17 protein-coding genes and 3 tRNA genes are annotated in these 15,374 nt (G+C 63.5%); 4 read left to right on the top strand and 16 right to left on the bottom strand.

The genetic code is table 11. The features are described from left to right. Positions 1 to 73: 73 nt before the first annotated feature. From RRF64_RS00575 to RRF64_RS00565, 3 genes are all read right to left on the bottom strand, one after another. Complete coding sequence (locus RRF64_RS00575) at positions 74 to 946, bottom strand: alpha/beta fold hydrolase (protein ID WP_323843882.1); 873 nt, start codon at positions 944 to 946, stop codon at positions 74 to 76. A gap of 132 nt (positions 947 to 1,078) precedes the next feature. Further along, on the bottom strand, positions 1,079 to 2,317 hold the full coding sequence (ccmI, locus tag RRF64_RS00570; RefSeq protein WP_323843881.1) for a c-type cytochrome biogenesis protein CcmI: 1,239 nt from the start codon (positions 2,315 to 2,317) through the stop codon (positions 1,079 to 1,081). After that, complete coding sequence (locus tag RRF64_RS00565) at positions 2,310 to 2,831, bottom strand: cytochrome c-type biogenesis protein (protein WP_323843880.1); 522 nt, start codon at positions 2,829 to 2,831, stop codon at positions 2,310 to 2,312. Before RRF64_RS00565 ends, ccmI begins: the two co-directional genes overlap by 8 nt. A gap of 186 nt (positions 2,832 to 3,017) precedes the next feature. Here RRF64_RS00565 and RRF64_RS00560 point away from each other — a divergent pair. Continuing rightward, positions 3,018 to 3,093: transfer RNA gene (locus RRF64_RS00560), tRNA-Val, on the top strand. Positions 3,094 to 3,142: 49 nt separating this feature from the next. Next, positions 3,143 to 3,219 (top strand) — tRNA-Asp (locus RRF64_RS00555). Positions 3,220 to 3,435: 216 nt separating this feature from the next. On the opposite strand, the gene RRF64_RS00550 is transcribed toward RRF64_RS00555, so the two are convergent. From RRF64_RS00550 to ccmA, 9 genes are all read right to left on the bottom strand, one after another. Continuing rightward, positions 3,436 to 4,332, bottom strand: a complete 897-nt coding sequence (locus RRF64_RS00550; RefSeq protein ID WP_323843879.1) for a DUF4197 domain-containing protein — start codon at positions 4,330 to 4,332, stop codon at positions 3,436 to 3,438. Positions 4,333 to 4,441: 109 nt separating this feature from the next. Continuing rightward, complete coding sequence (locus tag RRF64_RS00545) at positions 4,442 to 5,044, bottom strand: IMPACT family protein (RefSeq protein WP_323843878.1); 603 nt, start codon at positions 5,042 to 5,044, stop codon at positions 4,442 to 4,444. Beyond that, positions 5,007 to 5,591, bottom strand: a complete 585-nt coding sequence (locus RRF64_RS00540) for a DsbE family thiol:disulfide interchange protein (RefSeq protein ID WP_323843877.1) — start codon at positions 5,589 to 5,591, stop codon at positions 5,007 to 5,009. The genes RRF64_RS00545 and RRF64_RS00540 overlap by 38 nt, the downstream gene beginning before the upstream one ends. Positions 5,592 to 5,811: 220 nt before the next feature. Next, positions 5,812 to 7,797, bottom strand: a complete 1,986-nt coding sequence (locus RRF64_RS00535) for a heme lyase CcmF/NrfE family subunit (protein WP_323843876.1) — start codon at positions 7,795 to 7,797, stop codon at positions 5,812 to 5,814. Beyond that, complete coding sequence (gene ccmE, locus RRF64_RS00530) at positions 7,794 to 8,243, bottom strand: cytochrome c maturation protein CcmE (RefSeq protein WP_323843875.1); 450 nt, start codon at positions 8,241 to 8,243, stop codon at positions 7,794 to 7,796. Before ccmE ends, RRF64_RS00535 begins: the two co-directional genes overlap by 4 nt. Before the next feature lie 147 nt (positions 8,244 to 8,390). Next, positions 8,391 to 8,609, bottom strand: coding sequence for a heme exporter protein CcmD (ccmD, locus tag RRF64_RS00525; RefSeq protein ID WP_323843874.1), 219 nt, complete (start codon positions 8,607 to 8,609; stop codon positions 8,391 to 8,393). Then, positions 8,610 to 9,374 (bottom strand): heme ABC transporter permease, encoded by a 765-nt coding sequence (locus RRF64_RS00520; protein WP_323843873.1) that lies wholly within the window; start codon positions 9,372 to 9,374, stop codon positions 8,610 to 8,612. Positions 9,375 to 9,386: 12 nt separating this feature from the next. Continuing rightward, positions 9,387 to 10,100, bottom strand: coding sequence for a heme exporter protein CcmB (gene ccmB / locus RRF64_RS00515; protein WP_323843872.1), 714 nt, complete (start codon positions 10,098 to 10,100; stop codon positions 9,387 to 9,389). After that, positions 10,087 to 10,761 (bottom strand): cytochrome c biogenesis heme-transporting ATPase CcmA, encoded by a 675-nt coding sequence (gene ccmA, locus RRF64_RS00510; protein ID WP_323843871.1) that lies wholly within the window; start codon positions 10,759 to 10,761, stop codon positions 10,087 to 10,089. Before ccmA ends, ccmB begins: the two co-directional genes overlap by 14 nt. A gap of 349 nt (positions 10,762 to 11,110) precedes the next feature. Between ccmA and RRF64_RS00505 the strand changes: the two genes are divergently transcribed. Further along, on the top strand, positions 11,111 to 11,815 hold the full coding sequence (locus tag RRF64_RS00505) for a 2OG-Fe(II) oxygenase (protein WP_323843870.1): 705 nt from the start codon (positions 11,111 to 11,113) through the stop codon (positions 11,813 to 11,815). A gap of 3 nt (positions 11,816 to 11,818) precedes the next feature. Here the strand turns inward: RRF64_RS00505 and RRF64_RS00500 are convergent, their stop codons facing one another. The 3 genes from RRF64_RS00500 to RRF64_RS00490 form a co-directional block, all read right to left on the bottom strand. Continuing rightward, on the bottom strand, positions 11,819 to 13,567 hold the full coding sequence (locus RRF64_RS00500) for an ATP-binding SpoIIE family protein phosphatase (protein WP_323843869.1): 1,749 nt from the start codon (positions 13,565 to 13,567) through the stop codon (positions 11,819 to 11,821). A 2-nt stretch (positions 13,568 to 13,569) separates the two neighbouring features. Continuing rightward, positions 13,570 to 13,914: an STAS domain-containing protein gene (locus RRF64_RS00495; protein WP_323843868.1), complete on the bottom strand. Its 345-nt coding sequence runs from the start codon at positions 13,912 to 13,914 to the stop codon at positions 13,570 to 13,572. 436 nt (positions 13,915 to 14,350) lie between these two features. Next, the gene (locus RRF64_RS00490; protein ID WP_323843867.1) at positions 14,351 to 14,692 is read right to left on the bottom strand and encodes a PA3496 family putative envelope integrity protein; all 342 of its coding nucleotides are present in this window, start codon (positions 14,690 to 14,692) and stop codon (positions 14,351 to 14,353) included. A 319-nt stretch (positions 14,693 to 15,011) separates the two neighbouring features. Here RRF64_RS00490 and RRF64_RS00485 point away from each other — a divergent pair. Then, positions 15,012 to 15,087: transfer RNA gene (locus RRF64_RS00485), tRNA-Arg, on the top strand. A gap of 109 nt (positions 15,088 to 15,196) precedes the next feature. Here the strand turns inward: RRF64_RS00485 and RRF64_RS00480 are convergent. Then, positions 15,197 to 15,337, bottom strand: coding sequence for a hypothetical protein (locus RRF64_RS00480; protein WP_323843866.1), 141 nt, complete (start codon positions 15,335 to 15,337; stop codon positions 15,197 to 15,199). Positions 15,338 to 15,374: the final 37 nt, after the last annotated feature.

Below are 15,374 nucleotides of genomic sequence, written 5' to 3'. Positions count from 1 at the left end.
CGCTAATTTTTGCAGATTGGGGACAGAAACTGTGCGCGGCGGCCACCGGTTTGCGGCCGCCGCGCGGCGGGTCTCAGGAGCCAGTCACATTGTGCACGAATGACGCGATTGTCTCCGCGCAGAACTCCGGTTCCTGATGCTGCGGGCCGTGACCGGCACACGGCAGCGTGACGATATGCAGGGACTTCCACTGCCGGTTCAGCGCATACCAGTTCTCCACCGGGAAGACCACGTCGTGGTCACCACAGAGTGCGAGCAGGGGCACCGGGCCTTTCGCCAGGGCCTGGCCGTACTGGCCGTCCGGATCGGCAAACACCGCCTCCGGATCCTGGGATTCCTGCAGTATGCGCACCAGCGTATCCAGCGGAATCGGCGGCGAGCGGTCGCCGGCCACACGCCCGGCAATGCGCGCATGGCAGGCATCGGCGGCGGCGCGGCTGCGCGCCGAATCCGGTTCAAAGAACAGGATGTACTCGTCTTCCAGGGTATTTTCCGGTTTGAGCGCCGTGGGCAGGAAGATATCCTCGGCCGGGTACGGCTGCGGACCCGGCGGCACGGTACCGATCAGAACTGCGTGACTGGCGCGTTCCGGGTAGCGCGCGGCGAAGATCTGCGCCGCCACCCCGCCCAGCGACCAGCCGCCGATCACCACCCGCTCGAAACCCAGCACATCCACCAGGTCGAGCGCGTCCCTTGCCATGGACTCGCGGTTGTAACTGGGTTCGCCGCCGGACTGACCCAGGCCGCTGTAATCGAAGGTGATCACGTTGAAGTGGCGCGCGAGCGCATCGAGGAACGCCGGGTCCCAGACATCCATGACGCCGCGGAAGCGCAGGCAGAGAACCAATGGCACGCCCTGCCCGAGGGAGCGATAGGCGAGCCTGCGCCCGCCTGTCTCGGCATACGCCGTGGGCACATCGATCGCCGAGCGGGGTTTCTCCTGCATAACCGCCTCCGCCTATCGGCTGCCGCCTCCGGTGATCGGCAGCGCCGTCAGTAGCTCTTCAGCGGCGACTTCCCGGCGAAGTCGCACTGCTGCGAAGTATGGGGAGGCGCCGGCGGCGCCCACACGAGGCGCTTACAGCTCGGTATCTATGGTGATGTTGAGCGGCTTTTCCCAGTCGGATTGTGGCAGAGACTCGATTGTGCCCTGCCAGTCACCCGGCGCCGGGCGCGCATCGCCGTGCAGCGCCAGGCGCGCAATCAGCTGCACCGAGTCCACGTTGGCAATGGAGCGCCCGGGCATCATCGCGCGGGACTCGTCCAGCAGCACTTCCGCCGGCAGCTGGCCGGCCGTGAGCCGCACAATGGCCAGCGGCATGGGGCTGTCGGCGCCGCGGGCGTAGATAAACACCGGCGTATCCGGCTTCGGAGAAACCCCCTCGGCGAGGGTCACCCGCACGCGGATCGCGGGCCCCTCGGCAGACACTGCGTTGCTGCCGGCCGCCTCGATAATCTCGCCACTGTCGGCCAGCGCCCGCTCCGCTCGCGCCACGCCGGCGGCCAGCGCCTGGGCCGCGGCGGAGTTCGGGGACAGCTGGTCCAGCGCTCGCTGCCAGTAATCGCGCGCCGCGCGGTATTCCTTGCGGTCGAAGGCGCCGATACCGGCCAGGCCGAGGGCGGTGCCGTTGTCCGGCTGGACTTCGAGTACCTCACCCGCCAACCGGCGTACCTCGTCATTGATTCTGGAACCATTGGCGAAGAACACCGCCTGCGCCAGCTCCGCCTTGACGTCCGCCGCCTGGGGCTCGCGCTCCACCACATAGCGGTAGGCCGCCACCGCGCCCTGGGTGTCACCGCTGACCAGCAGGCGCTGGGCCAGCACGTAGCGGCTGGTCAGGTCGTCGGGATGGGATTCCACCCGCGCCTGCAGCGCGCGGGTAATGCGCGCCTCGTCCGCGGCGCTGGTCTTACCCTGCTGGCTGGCGGCGATCTGCCGGTACAGGGCCATGTCATCGGCGTGACCGGACCAGAAGTAGAGCCCCACCGCGACCAGCGGCAGCAACACCGCCAGGGCGATCAGCAGGCCGCGACCACCGCCAAAGGAGACCCGGGAACCGCCCTCACCTTCTGCCGCCAGCAGGTTGCGTGCCATTTCCGCCTCGAGCTGCGCGAACTGCTGGCGGTCCAGCGCGCCACTTGCCAGCGCCGCCTTCAGCTCCGCCTGCCGCTCCCGGTACAGGGCCGCCAGCGCGGCGCGCTTGTCGACACCGGGCCGCACGCCGGCGCCGCGCAGTGCCGGCCACAGAATCACGAAAGCCAGCGGCAGTATCAGCAGCGCCAGGCCCAGCCCCAGCTCCAACCACAGTTCAGTCATCGTTTTTCTTCCCGCTGCCGGTCAGTCCGTCCACATCGTCGCCGAGCAGCTGCTGCAGCCGGCGGCGCTCGTCCTCGGTCAGTTCCGCACTGGCGTCGTCCTGGCGCGCACCGGTGCCGCTGCGCGAGCGCAGCACGATCACGATCAGCGCCAGCAGCCCGATAGCCCCGAAAACCCCCGGCGCCAGCCACAGCGCCAAAGTATTGCGCTGCAGCGGCGGGCGGTAGAGCACGAAATCGCCGTAGCGGGCCACCATGTAATCGGTAATCTCCCGGTCGGAGAAGCCCTCTTCCAGCAGACGGCGGATCTCCCGGCGCAGATCGCCCGCCACCGGCGAATCCGATCCCGCCAGGTTCTGGTTCTGACATTTGGGGCAGCGCAGCTCCTCGATCAGTACGTGGTAGCGCGCCTCCAGCTCCGACGATGACAACCGCTCCGCCTCCACCGCCGCCCTCACGGCCACGGACAGACACAGGGCACAAAGCGCCGCAGCTATCGGACCCAGCCAGCTCATCTGTCTCACAGTCACACTCACGATTACTCGTCCGCCGGAAATTTGCGCGATTATACCAGCGCCTCCCATGTCAGACACGCCCGCGTTCCCTGGAACGGGCGCCTTAACTTATTGAAAGACAAAAAAATTTTCTCGAAGGCGTTGACGGGGCAAAATTTTTCATTAAGATACGCAGCTCCTGACGCGGGGTGGTTAGCTCAGTTGGTAGAGCGGCGCCCTTACAAGGCGTAGGTCACAGGTTCGACCCCTGTACCACCCACCACTTCCCTTTCATCTGCCTGGCAGATTTTTCAAAGGGAGATCAGGAATGCGGACCGGTAGTTCAGTTGGTTAGAATGCCGGCCTGTCACGCCGGAGGTCGCGGGTTCGAGTCCCGTCCGGTCCGCCACATACGAAAAAGGCCCACACGAAAGTGTGGGCCTTTTTCGTATGTGCTGGATCGGCGTGCAAGAACCCCCGTTCGACAAAATTGCCGGGAGCAATTTTGGACGCCGAAGGCGCCCGCAGGGTGAGCGCCACGGATGGCGCTCATCAGTCCCGTCCGGGACTTAAAAAGCAAAAGCCCGCTTAAAGCGGGCTTTTTCAATTACAGGGAACTTAGTTACTACCCCTGCCCGCCTCCAAAAACCTGCCCAATCAACACACTACCGCGAGCCACAGGATCCTTCCGGATCAACGCCTCTTCCGCACCGATTCGGCTGAACAGCGTCGCCATACTGCTGTCGATCACATAGCGCTCCAAATCCATGCCGGGCTTGTTGGCAATCGGCAACTTATCGTAGACGGCAAGCATACTCTTGTACTGATCATAAAAGCCGGTCTTGCGCAGATTCGCCTCGACAATCGGCTGGTAGCGCTGCCGCAATGCGTTTTCCGTCTGCCCGCGGAAATAATCCGTCGCGGCGGTATCACTGCCCCGGACAATACCCAGGGCATCATTGACCGTCATACCGGTAATTGCCTGCTTGAACACCGGCGCCGCTTCCGCCACCGCCTGTTCCGCACCGCGATTCATGGCGATTTCCAGCTGATCCACATAGCTGCCGAAACCAAACTGGCGCAGACTGCTGGCCACCGGCTGAGCCGCCGCAGGTAGCTTCAGATTAAACGCACCCGTCTGAGACAGCCCCGTACTGGCGCGGTCGGTGCTGGTTTGCAAGACGTCCTTGATGCCCCTGGCGATCCTCGAATCGGTATCGTAGCCCGCATTCTTCGCGATCTGGTTACCCACATCGACCCAGGGGGAAACCGCTTCCATATTCTGGCAACCCGCCAGCGCCAATACCCCTGCAAGTGCCAAGCAATACTTCATGAGGATCTCCTCTATTCCAGATGCGGGAATATTACCGCAGTCCGGAAGGCGTGGCAGTGACAGATTTCCGGCCTCGGCGCTGCCAAGTGCTGATCGACTGAAATCTGCGCAAATCTTGCTTGCCGAATACCGAGAAAATTTGCCACCAAGATTCCGCCCGGGACGGTTTAATTTTTTACACGCTGGCACACATTCGGGACACTAGCCGCCCCATCAGAACATATTCTTCCAGGCAATAAATTTAACTTGTTCAGGTAAAAGGAGCGGAGGGCGGCTTCAGGAAAGAATTCAAGTGAATCTATTCAACCCGCTCGAGAATTTCAAAGCCCTCCGCGACCAGTTGCGCACCCAGTTCCGGCCAGCGGTTTTCGGGAAGCTGGAGCAGAAGGGTGACCCGGTCGCCGTACTCCGGCTCGCCGCAGATTCCCTGGTGCTGGGTGGCGAGAAAGCGCAGGCGGGACTCCTGCGCAAAGCTGCAGGCGACCTGCACCTGAACGAGAGGAACAAACGGCTTCAGTTCGACGGCCCGCAGGGCCGCGCCCACGGCGCCGCGGTAGGCGCGCATCAGGCCGCCGACACCCAGCTTGGTGCCGCCGAAGTAGCGGGTGACTATAGCGCCGACGTTGCCGATCTCCTGCTTCAGCAGCAGCTCCAGCATCGGCCGGCCGGCGCTGCCGCCGGGCTCGCCGTCGTCGTCGGCCTGCATGACTTCGGGATTGGCGGGATTGCCGATCACCAGCGCGGTGCAGTGGTGTGTGGCATCCGGGTAGCGGGCGCGCACCGCGTCAAGCTGCTGCTGAAAAGCCGCCTTGTCCTGCACCGGCCCCAGCCAGCAGATAAAGCGGCTCTTCTTTTCCTCGGTTTCACTGACAACGGGAGAGCAGGGAATCTGATAGGTCACCGGCAAACTCGTCCCAGTGTTGGGTTTGCAGTTTCTGGTAGAGGGGCTGCAGCTTGGTCTGCCAGATGCGGTCGTCCACCACCCCGACATGCTTGCAGCGGATGGTGCCCTCGGCATCGACGAGGAAGGTCTCGGGCGCGCCGAACACGCCCAGATCCAGGGCCAGGCGCCCTTCCCTGTCGGCAATGCTGAAGCGGTAGGGATTGTGGAATTTTTCCAGCCATTTTTGCGCGGCCACGTCGTCGTCCTTGAGGTTGACGCCGATAATGGGCACGCCCTGCTCGGCCAGCTTGTTCAGGTAGGGGTGCTCCACGCGGCAGGAAATACACCAGGTGGCCCAGACATTCAGCAGCAGCGGCTCCTTCGGCAGGTCGGCCTTGCGCAGCACCCTTTCGCCGTCGGCGACCTCGGGCAGGGTGAATTCCGGCACCGGCTTGTTCAGCAGCGCCGAGGGCATCTCCTGCGGATTCAGCGACAGGCCGCGCCAGAACAGCAGCGCCAGCGCGGCAAAAATAATCAGCGGCAGAAACAGTTTCAATCTTGCCATTTTTACTCTCAAGGTCCGTTAACTCAATTTTCGCAGTTCGCGGCACCGGCCCTGATGCTAGTGAGCTACGGAATTGCACCTTGTGGGAGCCAGCCCTGCTGGCGAATAACGACGATTTCATTCAGCACCGTCCATTCGCCTGCAGGGCAGGCTCCCACCACAGGCACAGTGCACAACCAAGCGGTATCACGCCCTGACCTGAATTCCGAAACTTGAGCTGTTATGCCGCGGCCACCGCGGGGGCCACTTCCAGTGCCCGCGCCGCCCTGACCTTGCGATAGCGCTTGTCGGCCACGGCGATGCCGCCGCCTATCGCCATCAGTAGCGCGCCGAGCCAGATCCAGACCACAAACGCCTTATACTGCAGGCGCACGGCCCAGTCGCCATTGGGGTTGGCGCTGTCCATCGGCTCGCCGAGGGCTACATACAGATCGCGGAACAGACCGCTATCGATGGCCGCCTCAGTCATGGTGTTGCCACCGGAGAAATAGTTGCGCTTCTGCGGATGCAGTTCGGTCACGGCACGGCCGTTTTTGCTCACGTACAGAACGCCCTCGAAGGCGCGGTAGTTGGGGCCCCGGACGATACGCACACCATCGAAACGGAAATCGTAGCCGGCCACGCTGTGGCTGTCGCCGGCGCCCATGCGCAGGTCCTTTTCCACGCTGTAGACCGTGGTCAGCGCCACCCCCAGTACCGCGACCGCCAGACCGATATGGGCCAGGTGCATGCCGAAATAGCTGGCGCGCTGGCGCCTGAGACCGGCGATAAAGGAGTCCGCGTTGCGAGTCCTGGCGAGGATATCGGCCACACTGGACGCAGTCACCCAGGCGCCGATGAAAATACCCAGTGCCGCGCCCCAGTGAAATTCACCGATCACGAACGGCAGTGCCAGGGCCGCGACCAGCGCGATGGCGAGCGGCAGGCGCCAGGCGCCGAACAGCTTGTCCCAGCGGCTGTCTTTCCAGTTGGCGTGAATGCCGAGGCCGAGCAGGAAACTCAGCAGCGCCATCAGCGGCACGAAGAACAGGTTGAAGAAGGGTGCACCCACGCTGATCTTGCCCCAGTTCAGCGCGTCGGCCAGCAGCGGGTACAGGGTGCCGGTAAGCACCATGGCCATGACCAGCATCAGCAGCACATTGTTACCGAGCAGGAAGGTCTCGAGGGCGCGGAAGGAGAACACACTGCCGGCACTCACCGCCGGCGCGCGCAACGCAAACAGCAGCAGCGACAGGCCGACAACGATGGCCAGGAAGGCGAGAATAAAACCGCCGCGCAGCGGATCCGTGGCGAAGGCATGCACCGAGGTGAGCACGCCGGAGCGCACCAGGAAGGTCCCCAGCAGGCTGAGGCTGAAGGCAAAGATCGCCAGCAGGATGGTCCAGCTCTTGAACAGGCCGCGCTTCTCGGTGACGGCCAGGGAGTGCATCAGTGCCGTGCCCACCAGCCAGGGCATAAAGGAGGCGTTTTCCACCGGATCCCAGAACCACCAGCCGCCCCAGCCCAGCTCGTAGTAAGCCCACCAGCTGCCCAGCGCGATGCCGAGGGTCAGGAAGGACCAGGCCACCGCCGTCCAGGGGCGCGCCCAGCGGGCCCAGGCGGAATCCAGCTGGCCGCCGAGCAGTGCGGCGATCGCAAACGCAAAGGCGACCGAGAAACCCACATAGCCCATATACAGCAGCGGCGGGTGGATGATCATGCCCGGATCCTGCAGCAGCGGATTCAGGTCGGTGCCCTCGAGCGGCGGGAATGGCAGGGTGCGGTCGAACGGGTTGGACGTGAGCAGGATAAACAGGAAGAAACCGACCAGCACCAGGCCCAACACCGACAGCACGCGGGCGACCAGTTCCGCCGGCAGCTGCCGACTGAAAACGGCTACCGCCGCCGCCCAACCGGCCTGGATCAGCAGCCACAGCAGAATCGAGCCCTCGTGGCCGCCCCAGACGGCGGTAATCTTGTAGTGCAGCGGCAGAATGCTGTTGGAGTTCTGCGCGACGTAATTGACCGTGAAATCACTCTGCACGAAGGCCATGGTCAGGCAGACGAAGGCGATGGCGGTAAAGGCCAGCACGCCCAGCGCCAGCGGACGCCCCGCTTCCATCCACAGGGGCCGCGCCGCGTAGCTGCCGGCCGCGGGCACCAGCGCCAGTGCCAGGGACAGCAGCAGGCCGGCGATCAGGGCGAAATGGCCCAGCTCAGGGATCATATTTTCGCTCCGCCCGCGCAACTCGCTTCGGCGGCCATGCTCTCGGCCACTTCCGGCGGCGTGTAGTTTTCATCGTGCTTGGCCAGCACCTGGTCCGCGCGCAATGTGCCGTCCCTCAGCAGGCGCCCGGTGATCACCGCCGCTTCGCCCTCGGCGAAGAGGTCCGGCAGTATCTTGTCGAAGACAACCTGCAAGTCCTCTTTGCCATCGGTGATCGCAAAGCGCACGTCCAGGCTGTCCGCGGCGCGCTGCACGCTGCCCGGCACCACACAGCCGCCGGCGCGGATGCGCTTTTCGAACGGCACTTCACCAGCGGCGAAGGCGCTGGGCGCGTAGAAGTAATCCATGTTGTTGCGCATCGCATAGGTGACAAAGCCCACCGCGGCGCTGGAGAGGGCTACCAGGACAAGAACCAGAATCAGGCGCTGTTTGCGTGCAGGATGCATTGTTTTCTTTGTACTCCGGAAATTTCGATCAGTGTATCCCCTCTCCCCTTCGGGGAGAGGGTTAGGGAGAGGGGCGGCAGCAAAGCTGCCGAAAATATGACCCTCTCCCCGGCCCTCTCCCCGGAGGGGAGAGGGAGAAAGCTGTAATTACGCCGGTTCAGCCATCTTGTTTTGCTTCACCTGCCGGCGGCGCTGCTGAATGCGCTGCTGGCGCTGCAGCTCGCGCTGCAGCTGGCGGCGGCGCAGCGGCGGATATACGGCCAGCGCGGCCAGAACCGCGAAGGTCACCGCATAGGAAATCCACACATAGGGACCGTGGCCTTGCATCGCCAGGAACTCGGCAATGTTTTCAAACTGAAACTGCACTTACTTGCCCTCCCCACCTTGAGCTTCTTCCCCCGGCAACTCCTGCTGTACCCACTGGGTGCGCCACTCCCGCTGCAGCACCAGGGTGCGGGTGTGGGAAATCAGGGTCCAGGCGTACAGGCAGTAAAAGCCGACGATCATCGTCAGCAGCGGATAGAACATGCTCGGATCGATGCTGCTGGACTGGGTCAGCTTGATGGTGGCGGGCTGGTGCAGGGTGAACCACCAGTCCACCGACTTGTAGATGATCGGGATGTTCACCGTGCCCACCAGCGCCAGCAGCGCGCAGGCCTTGTCCGCCACCTGCTCACGGCTGAAGGCGCGGGCCAGCGCGATCACGCCGATATACAGGAACAGCAGGATCAGCATCGAGGTGATGCGCGCATCCCAGACCCAGTAGGTACCCCAGGTGGGCTTGCCCCAGACGGCGCCGGTGAATAGCGCAACAAAAGTCAGCGCGGCGCCGATGGGTGCCGCCGCGCGCATCACGGCAAAGGAGAGTTTCATCTTCCAGATCAGGCCGATAGCGCCGCTGATGGCCATGATGTAGTAGCCGGCCAGGGCGAGAAAGGCCGCCGGCACGTGGATATAGATGATGCGGTAGCTGTTGCCCTGCTTGGCATCCTGCGGCGCGAAGCCCAGGCCCCAGACACTGCCAATGGTCAGCAGCACCACGCTCGCCAGCGCCAGCCACGGCAGCCAGGCGCCGGTCTTCTGATAGAACCAGCGCGGCGATCCCAAGCGGTGAAACCATTGCCAGGTCAAGGAAACCTCCAATCAATTATCCAGGCAGATGCGGATAGCACCCGCCGCGGCGAGCGGTGCCAGGGCTGCCGCGGCAGCCAGCATGGCTGCGAGAATTGCCAGTTGCGGACCGAATGCGTAGCCGTCGATGGCCGCCTGCACCGCGCCGGTGCCGAAGATTAACACGGGCACATAGAGCGGCATAACGATCAGCGCCAGCAGCAGGCCCGGGCGCCGCAGCGCGACCGTCAGCGCGGCGCCCACGGCGCCGATCAGGCTGAGGCTGGCGGTGCCCAGCAGCAGCGACAGCAGCAAACACAGATAGCCGGCCGCCGGCAGGTTCAGCATCAGGCCGAGCAGCGGCGACAGCAGCGCCAGCGGCAATCCGGTGACCAGCCAGTGCACCGTCGACTTGGCCAGCACGGCAAAATACAGCGGCTGCGGCGACAGGGTCAGCTGCTCCAGGCTGCCGTCCTCGAAGTCGCCGCGAAACAGGCTCTCCTGCGACAGCAGCGTCGCCAGCAGCGCCATCACCCAGATCATGCCCGGCGCCAGCCTGGCCAGCAGTGCAGGCTCGGGGCCGACGCCGAGCGGCAGCAGCGCCAGTGCGGTGACGAAGAACAGCAGCGGGTTGGCGATATCGGCGCGCTTGCGCAGGGCCAGCAACAACTCCACCCTGAGCAGTGCACTGAAACCCGGGGCTCTGCGGCCGCCGTGTGCCCCGACGGGGGACTCAACCGAAGACATGCTCACCCCCGGCGCTCTCCGCCCATTCGTCCACGGCGAAACCGGCCAGCGCAATACGCTGCAGACCGGCCAGCGCCACAGCCTGGTGGGAAGTGAAAAGTAGCGCTCCGCCACGGCGGAGGTGGACGCCCATCTGTCCCTGCAGCGCCGCCACACCGGCCGCATCCAGCGCGGCCAGGGGTTCATCCAGGATCCACAGGCGCGGCGCATCGGGCAGGAAGAGTCGCGCCAGCGCCACGCGCCGGTTCTGGCCGGCGGACAGGTTCTGGCACAGGCTGTCTTCAAAGCCGAAGAGATCCACTTGTTCGAGCGCCTGCATCGCCGCCGCCCGGCCGGCGCCGTACCAGGTCAGATTCTCCAGCGGCGTCAGACCGCCGCGCACGCCGGCACGGTGACCAATATAAAGAAGGGATTCACGGAACTGCGGCAGGGATTCGGGCAAGGGGCGGCCATCCCAGAGGATCTCGCCAGCAAAGTCCCCGGCGCTGCCGATCAGGGTGCGCAACAGCGTGGTCTTGCCGGCGCCGTTGGCGCCCTCTATCTGCAGCGCACCGCCCGCAGCCAGGGTAAAACTGAGCCCGGCAAACAGCCGCCGCCCGTCCCGCTGGCAGGACAGGTCGCGCACTTGCAACAGATATTGGGGCTCCGGAGTCGCGGGCATGGATGCGGACAACACTGCTTTGATGAAAATCTGAGCGGCATTATACCGGCACCGGCGCCAATTGCATGAAATTCGACGAACGGCGCGGTGGCTCCGTCACAGGCGCCTATGGGGAATGCGGGCCAAAAGGGGTTTCGCACCGATCCGGGGCACTGCACAAGTCCGCCTCGGACAACGCCATTGTTGGCCGCGGACCGCTCCTCTGATATTTTGGAGGCGTCGTGAGAAGGCGCTTTTTGGTGCCAGGCGCCCCAGCGGGATCGGGGCGTTTCTCTGTAGTCGACACCGGCACCACAACTTCTGTGTGAATGCGTGGTTTCACAAGACCAGCTTGTAAGGATGCATAACAATGACAAGCCTCGCTGCGGATGCCAGCCACTGGCTCGATACCAGTGCCCTGACCAGTGATGACGCCCTGATCAAGAGCCAGCCCTTCCCTTTCTTTATCGCCAGGAAGATTTTGGCCGAGGAGCCGATGCCCTCGCTGCTGGAAGACTTTCCGCAGCTCAAGGGCGCCGGCTATCTGCCCCATGAAAAAACGCAGTGCGGCGAATCCGTCAACGCCCTGATCGACCAACTGGTGGAACCCGCCTTTGCCGATGCCATAGGCGCAAACCTGGGTATCGACCAGCTGTCCCAGTACCCGACCTATGTCTCCATCAGCCGCTCCCTGAAAAAACGCCACGGCAATATCCACACCGACGGAAAATCGAAGGTCGCCACCGCGCTGCTCTACCTGAACCCGGAGTGGACGCTCGACGGCAACGGCTGCCTGCGCTTCCTCAACCGGATCGACGACTACGAGGATATGGTGGTGCCGGAAATCAAGCCCGCCTACGGCACGCTGGTGGCCTTCAAGCGCGCGGAGAATTCCTTTCACGGACACCTGCCGTTCGAGGGACAGCGCCTGGTGATCCAGATCGCCTGGCTGGTGAGCGCGGCGGACAAGGAGCGCAAGGCCAGGGCCGGCAAGCTGTCGCACACGCTGAAGCGAATACAGGGCTGGCTGGGACGCAAGCTCGGCCGCACCGAGGATCCGGCCGCGCAGATGTAATCCCTAGTGAGCGGCCGGCGTGCGGGTTCTTCTCCCGGCCGCGGCCGTCTCCCCCCAGTTCAGGACCGCACGTACGCGGCTGCTGCCCGGCTGCAGCTGCACCTTGCGGCATATTGCCCGCAACAGCGGCAGCCCCCTGCCCGAGTACGCATTGCCGCCGCGCGCCCGTTCCGGCAGGCCGTGGCCGCTGTCTTCCACCACCACTTCCAGCAGCCCGCGGCCGCCGCGATCGCGACAGCGCAACGCTATTCGGATCCAGCCCTCCCGCAACTCGCGCTGGCCGCGATGCAGCTGACGGTAGTATTCGGCAAAGCCGCTGTCCGTTCCCTTCAGACTGCTGTCGAGCCTCAGCAGACCGTGCTCGAGCGCATTGCGAAACAGCTCGCCCAGAACAATCGTCAGCGGATCCCGAAAGCTGGCCGCGCCGGGCACCTGGGCCAGCACACTGTGCAGCAGTGGCAAGGGGTCAGCATCGCGCAGCTCTTCGGGGCCGAGGGTGAAGTTGATCGACCAGTCGCCGAGGCGCGGCACCTTTTCCGCGGGCTCGTCGTCCAGCGTCCAGGCACTGCCACGCCAGGGCGCGGCGTTGTCCAGCGCCACCTCCACCAGCGAGAGATCGTCGTGCTGGTCGGCACAGAAGTGGCTTACCGAGGACAGAATGTGGTCGAAGCGCTGCCCTTCCGGCACCGGGGCCGCCAGTATGTCCAGCAGGCGCTGCTCGCCAAACAGTTCTCCGCGGAGATTGCGGGCCTCGTGAACCCCGTCGCTCCACAAATACAGATGATCCCCGTCTTCGACTGAAATATGCTCGATGGACTCCTCAATAGAAACCGTATCGAGCACGCCCAACGGCAGGTGGCGCGATTCCAGCAAGCGGAGCTCACCACTGCTATGGCGGAGGCAGGCACTGGGCATACCGCCGTTGAACAGCCGGATATGGCGCTTGTGCGGGTCGAACTCGAACATGACCGCACAGCAGAACATATCCGGCGGCAGCACATGGTGCAGCTTCGTGTTCAGTTCCCGCAGTATATGGCTCAGGGAAAAGCCCTTGGGCACCATCGAATAGAAAATGGACGTGAGCGGAACGGCCCCCACCGCGGCGGCGAGGCCGTGTCCGGTGAAATCACCGAGCAGCATCAGCAGCTTACCACCGGGACCATAGGCCGCCGCCAGCACATCCCCCGCCAGTACCGCGCGCGGTGACAGGTGATAGCGAATGGCATCCGTCTGGCCGAGACAGCTCTCGTGACCGAGGTTGTTGAAGATCTGCCGCGCGCCGGCCTGCTCCTGCAGCAGGTCTGCGTGATGGCGGCGGATCCGGTTGCGCTGCTGCAGCAGCGAGCGGCTGAAATCACACAGGCGCTGCAGCGCGGCCAGCTTCAGCCGCACCAGACTGGGGTTGTAGGGCTTCAGCAGGATTTCGTCGCAGCCCGTTTGCAGGCTGCTGGCGGTGATGGACTCCCCCCCAGACATCACGAAGAGGATCGGCACCGGCGCCAGGCCGCCCTGTGCACGCAGCTGATGCAGGTCTTCGGCAGTCGCCGCCAGCGCCGCCAGGGGGCCGAAAATCACAACATCGGGGCGCAGTGCCGAGTACTCCGCGATCGCAGCCGTCGCGTCCTTGAACAGGCTGGTCCGAATTGGGCGGAGGCCCTGCCCCCCTTCGGCACAACTACCGAGCAGCTGGCAGAGTTCCGACGACTCTTCGGCGTCGGCCTCGATCACCAATATCCGAAATTGACCGGCCACTCTCAGCGAATCGTGAAAATCTGGTCGAAGTTGGAGATGGTCAGAATGGTGCCGACGTGTTCGTTGGCGTTCAGCAATTCAACCGTGACCTGACCCGGTTCCGGCTCCTCGCTCAGGCAGTGATCGCGCAACAGCAGCAACATGCCCAGCGCGGCGCTATCCAGATGCCGGGTTTCCGACAGATCGATGCAATAGTGTTTCGGAGACGGGGAGATATTCTGGTAGGCGCGCTGAAAATCGCGGTGCAAATTAAAATCGAAATTACCCGTGACGCGTATCGTCAGGGCGTCCCCGTTTTCCGAGAGGTGGGAGGAAACCCGGGCTGAAGTGTGTTCCGAAACAGTCATTGCGAACTTCCCTTTCCATTATCTTCAACAGTCAAGCGGACCGTCCTGATCCGGTTAACTGCCGTCCAGAAAAAATCGCATAAACCGCTGCCGGACTTGCTCCGATCGGCCCCGCACCGATCTTCCGCCAACGGCCCAGACTGACCCTAAATGCAGTCAAAACGCGATATTTAATGGGACAAACAATTTCGCGGTTCTTTAACCTGCAATCCGGCACCCCCCCGATCCTGCACAGCAGGCTTTCCTCGACCGTTAGCGGTCTCTACCGGGAAGAAGCACACCCATGCCAATTTACCCCCACAGGCAGCAGAAACCCCATCAATTATGACGAACCATAATTGGATAACCTCAACAGGTAAAGAGTGCGAGCAAGGGCCCGCACCTCGACTGCGAGCCTGAACGCAAAAAGGCACCGATCAAGGTGCCTTTCTGTTTTCTAGAAATCGAAGTCGTAATCCATCAACTCGCGCCTGAGGCGCATCTCCTCCAGCTTGTCCTCGACCATCCGTCGCGCATCGCGGGGCGGCTTGGACGTAGCCTGCTTGAGAACCTCGTTTGCTATTTGGGGGATGTCATCGTTATCAAAATCAATGTAATTTTCGCTAACGTTGCCGCTCATACGAAACTCCACAATCTCGATCTGCGAGAGCAGAAACACCCTTGTTGTTTTTGTTGTGCCGTCGCAGATTAGCCAGTGCTGCCGACCCCGGTCAAGCAAAATTTTGCCACCGGAAAGAAGTTTTTTCGCGCCGTTGCGGGCTGGCCGTTTGGCGGGCAAAAACTTCCCCCGCAACACCGGGTCGGTGGCGCCAAATTACCGGCAAAGCGTGACCAAACTGCGACAGTTTTTCGACAGCCAGGTGAATTTGCAGCGGCGGGAAGGGAAGTAACCCGGCGAGCCCGGCGTTACCGACAGTGACAATCCGCGGGGCTGACAGCGGCATGGGCCCGGCACCGGGCGGAGCGGCCCCCCGGTCCCGGACCGAGTCCCCCAGGGGATCCAGATGGCGAGCGACATGACACCCCGGCCCTCAGCCGTTAGAATAGCCGCCCTCCGTGACGGGGCGACCGAACGATTCGCCGCCCCGACGCCATACGCCCCCGTCGGTTAACAGGATAAACCACGGACCTCCTAAGTCCGGACTGCCCGTTCGAGTCGGGCCGGGGGCGCCACTTCCGAATCCAGGTCCCAAAGCCAAATAGGATTGGATTGATCGCGGGAGTCGCTATCGCCCGGGTCGTCAATCCCGGCCGGGATCAAGCCCGGGAACGGCCCCCGGAATCAGGCACCGGCAGCCAGGGCAGCGTGCATCAGCAGGACTGCAAACAGTCCGACGAGTAGCACGCCGCCCCAGAAGACCCGCACCGACCGGTCGATCTCCCGCCTGCTCTTAGCGCTTTTTCTCCTGTTGCCTTTTCTCATGGCTTCCCACCCTTCGCATTTCGTTGCCCGGATACGG

This window comes from Microbulbifer magnicolonia (assembly GCF_035117725.1).
GTDB lineage: Bacteria > Pseudomonadota > Gammaproteobacteria > Pseudomonadales > Cellvibrionaceae > Microbulbifer > Microbulbifer magnicolonia.
This window is presented reverse-complemented; position numbering and strand designations above follow the sequence as displayed.

Bases quoted from the DNA above. Each gene is read 5' to 3' on its own strand.
- ccmI (WP_323843881.1), bottom strand. From the start codon at position 2,317: ATGACTGAACTGTGGTTGGAGCTGGGGCTGGGCCTGGCGCTGCTGATA.
- RRF64_RS00480 (WP_323843866.1), bottom strand. From the start codon at position 15,337: ATGAGAAAAGGCAACAGGAGAAAAAGCGCTAAGAGCAGGCGGGAGATC.
- ccmE (WP_323843875.1), bottom strand. From the start codon at position 8,243: ATGCATCCTGCACGCAAACAGCGCCTGATTCTGGTTCTTGTCCTGGTA.
- RRF64_RS00535 (WP_323843876.1), bottom strand. From the start codon at position 7,797: ATGATCCCTGAGCTGGGCCATTTCGCCCTGATCGCCGGCCTGCTGCTG.
- ccmB (WP_323843872.1), bottom strand. From the start codon at position 10,100: ATGTCTTCGGTTGAGTCCCCCGTCGGGGCACACGGCGGCCGCAGAGCC.
- RRF64_RS00565 (WP_323843880.1), bottom strand. From the start codon at position 2,831: ATGAGCTGGCTGGGTCCGATAGCTGCGGCGCTTTGTGCCCTGTGTCTG.
- ccmA (WP_323843871.1), bottom strand. From the start codon at position 10,761: ATGCCCGCGACTCCGGAGCCCCAATATCTGTTGCAAGTGCGCGACCTG.
- RRF64_RS00495 (WP_323843868.1), bottom strand. From the start codon at position 13,914: ATGACTGTTTCGGAACACACTTCAGCCCGGGTTTCCTCCCACCTCTCG.
- RRF64_RS00575 (WP_323843882.1), bottom strand. From the start codon at position 946: ATGCAGGAGAAACCCCGCTCGGCGATCGATGTGCCCACGGCGTATGCC.
- RRF64_RS00505 (WP_323843870.1), top strand. From the start codon at position 11,111: ATGACAAGCCTCGCTGCGGATGCCAGCCACTGGCTCGATACCAGTGCC.
- RRF64_RS00540 (WP_323843877.1), bottom strand. From the start codon at position 5,591: ATGGCAAGATTGAAACTGTTTCTGCCGCTGATTATTTTTGCCGCGCTG.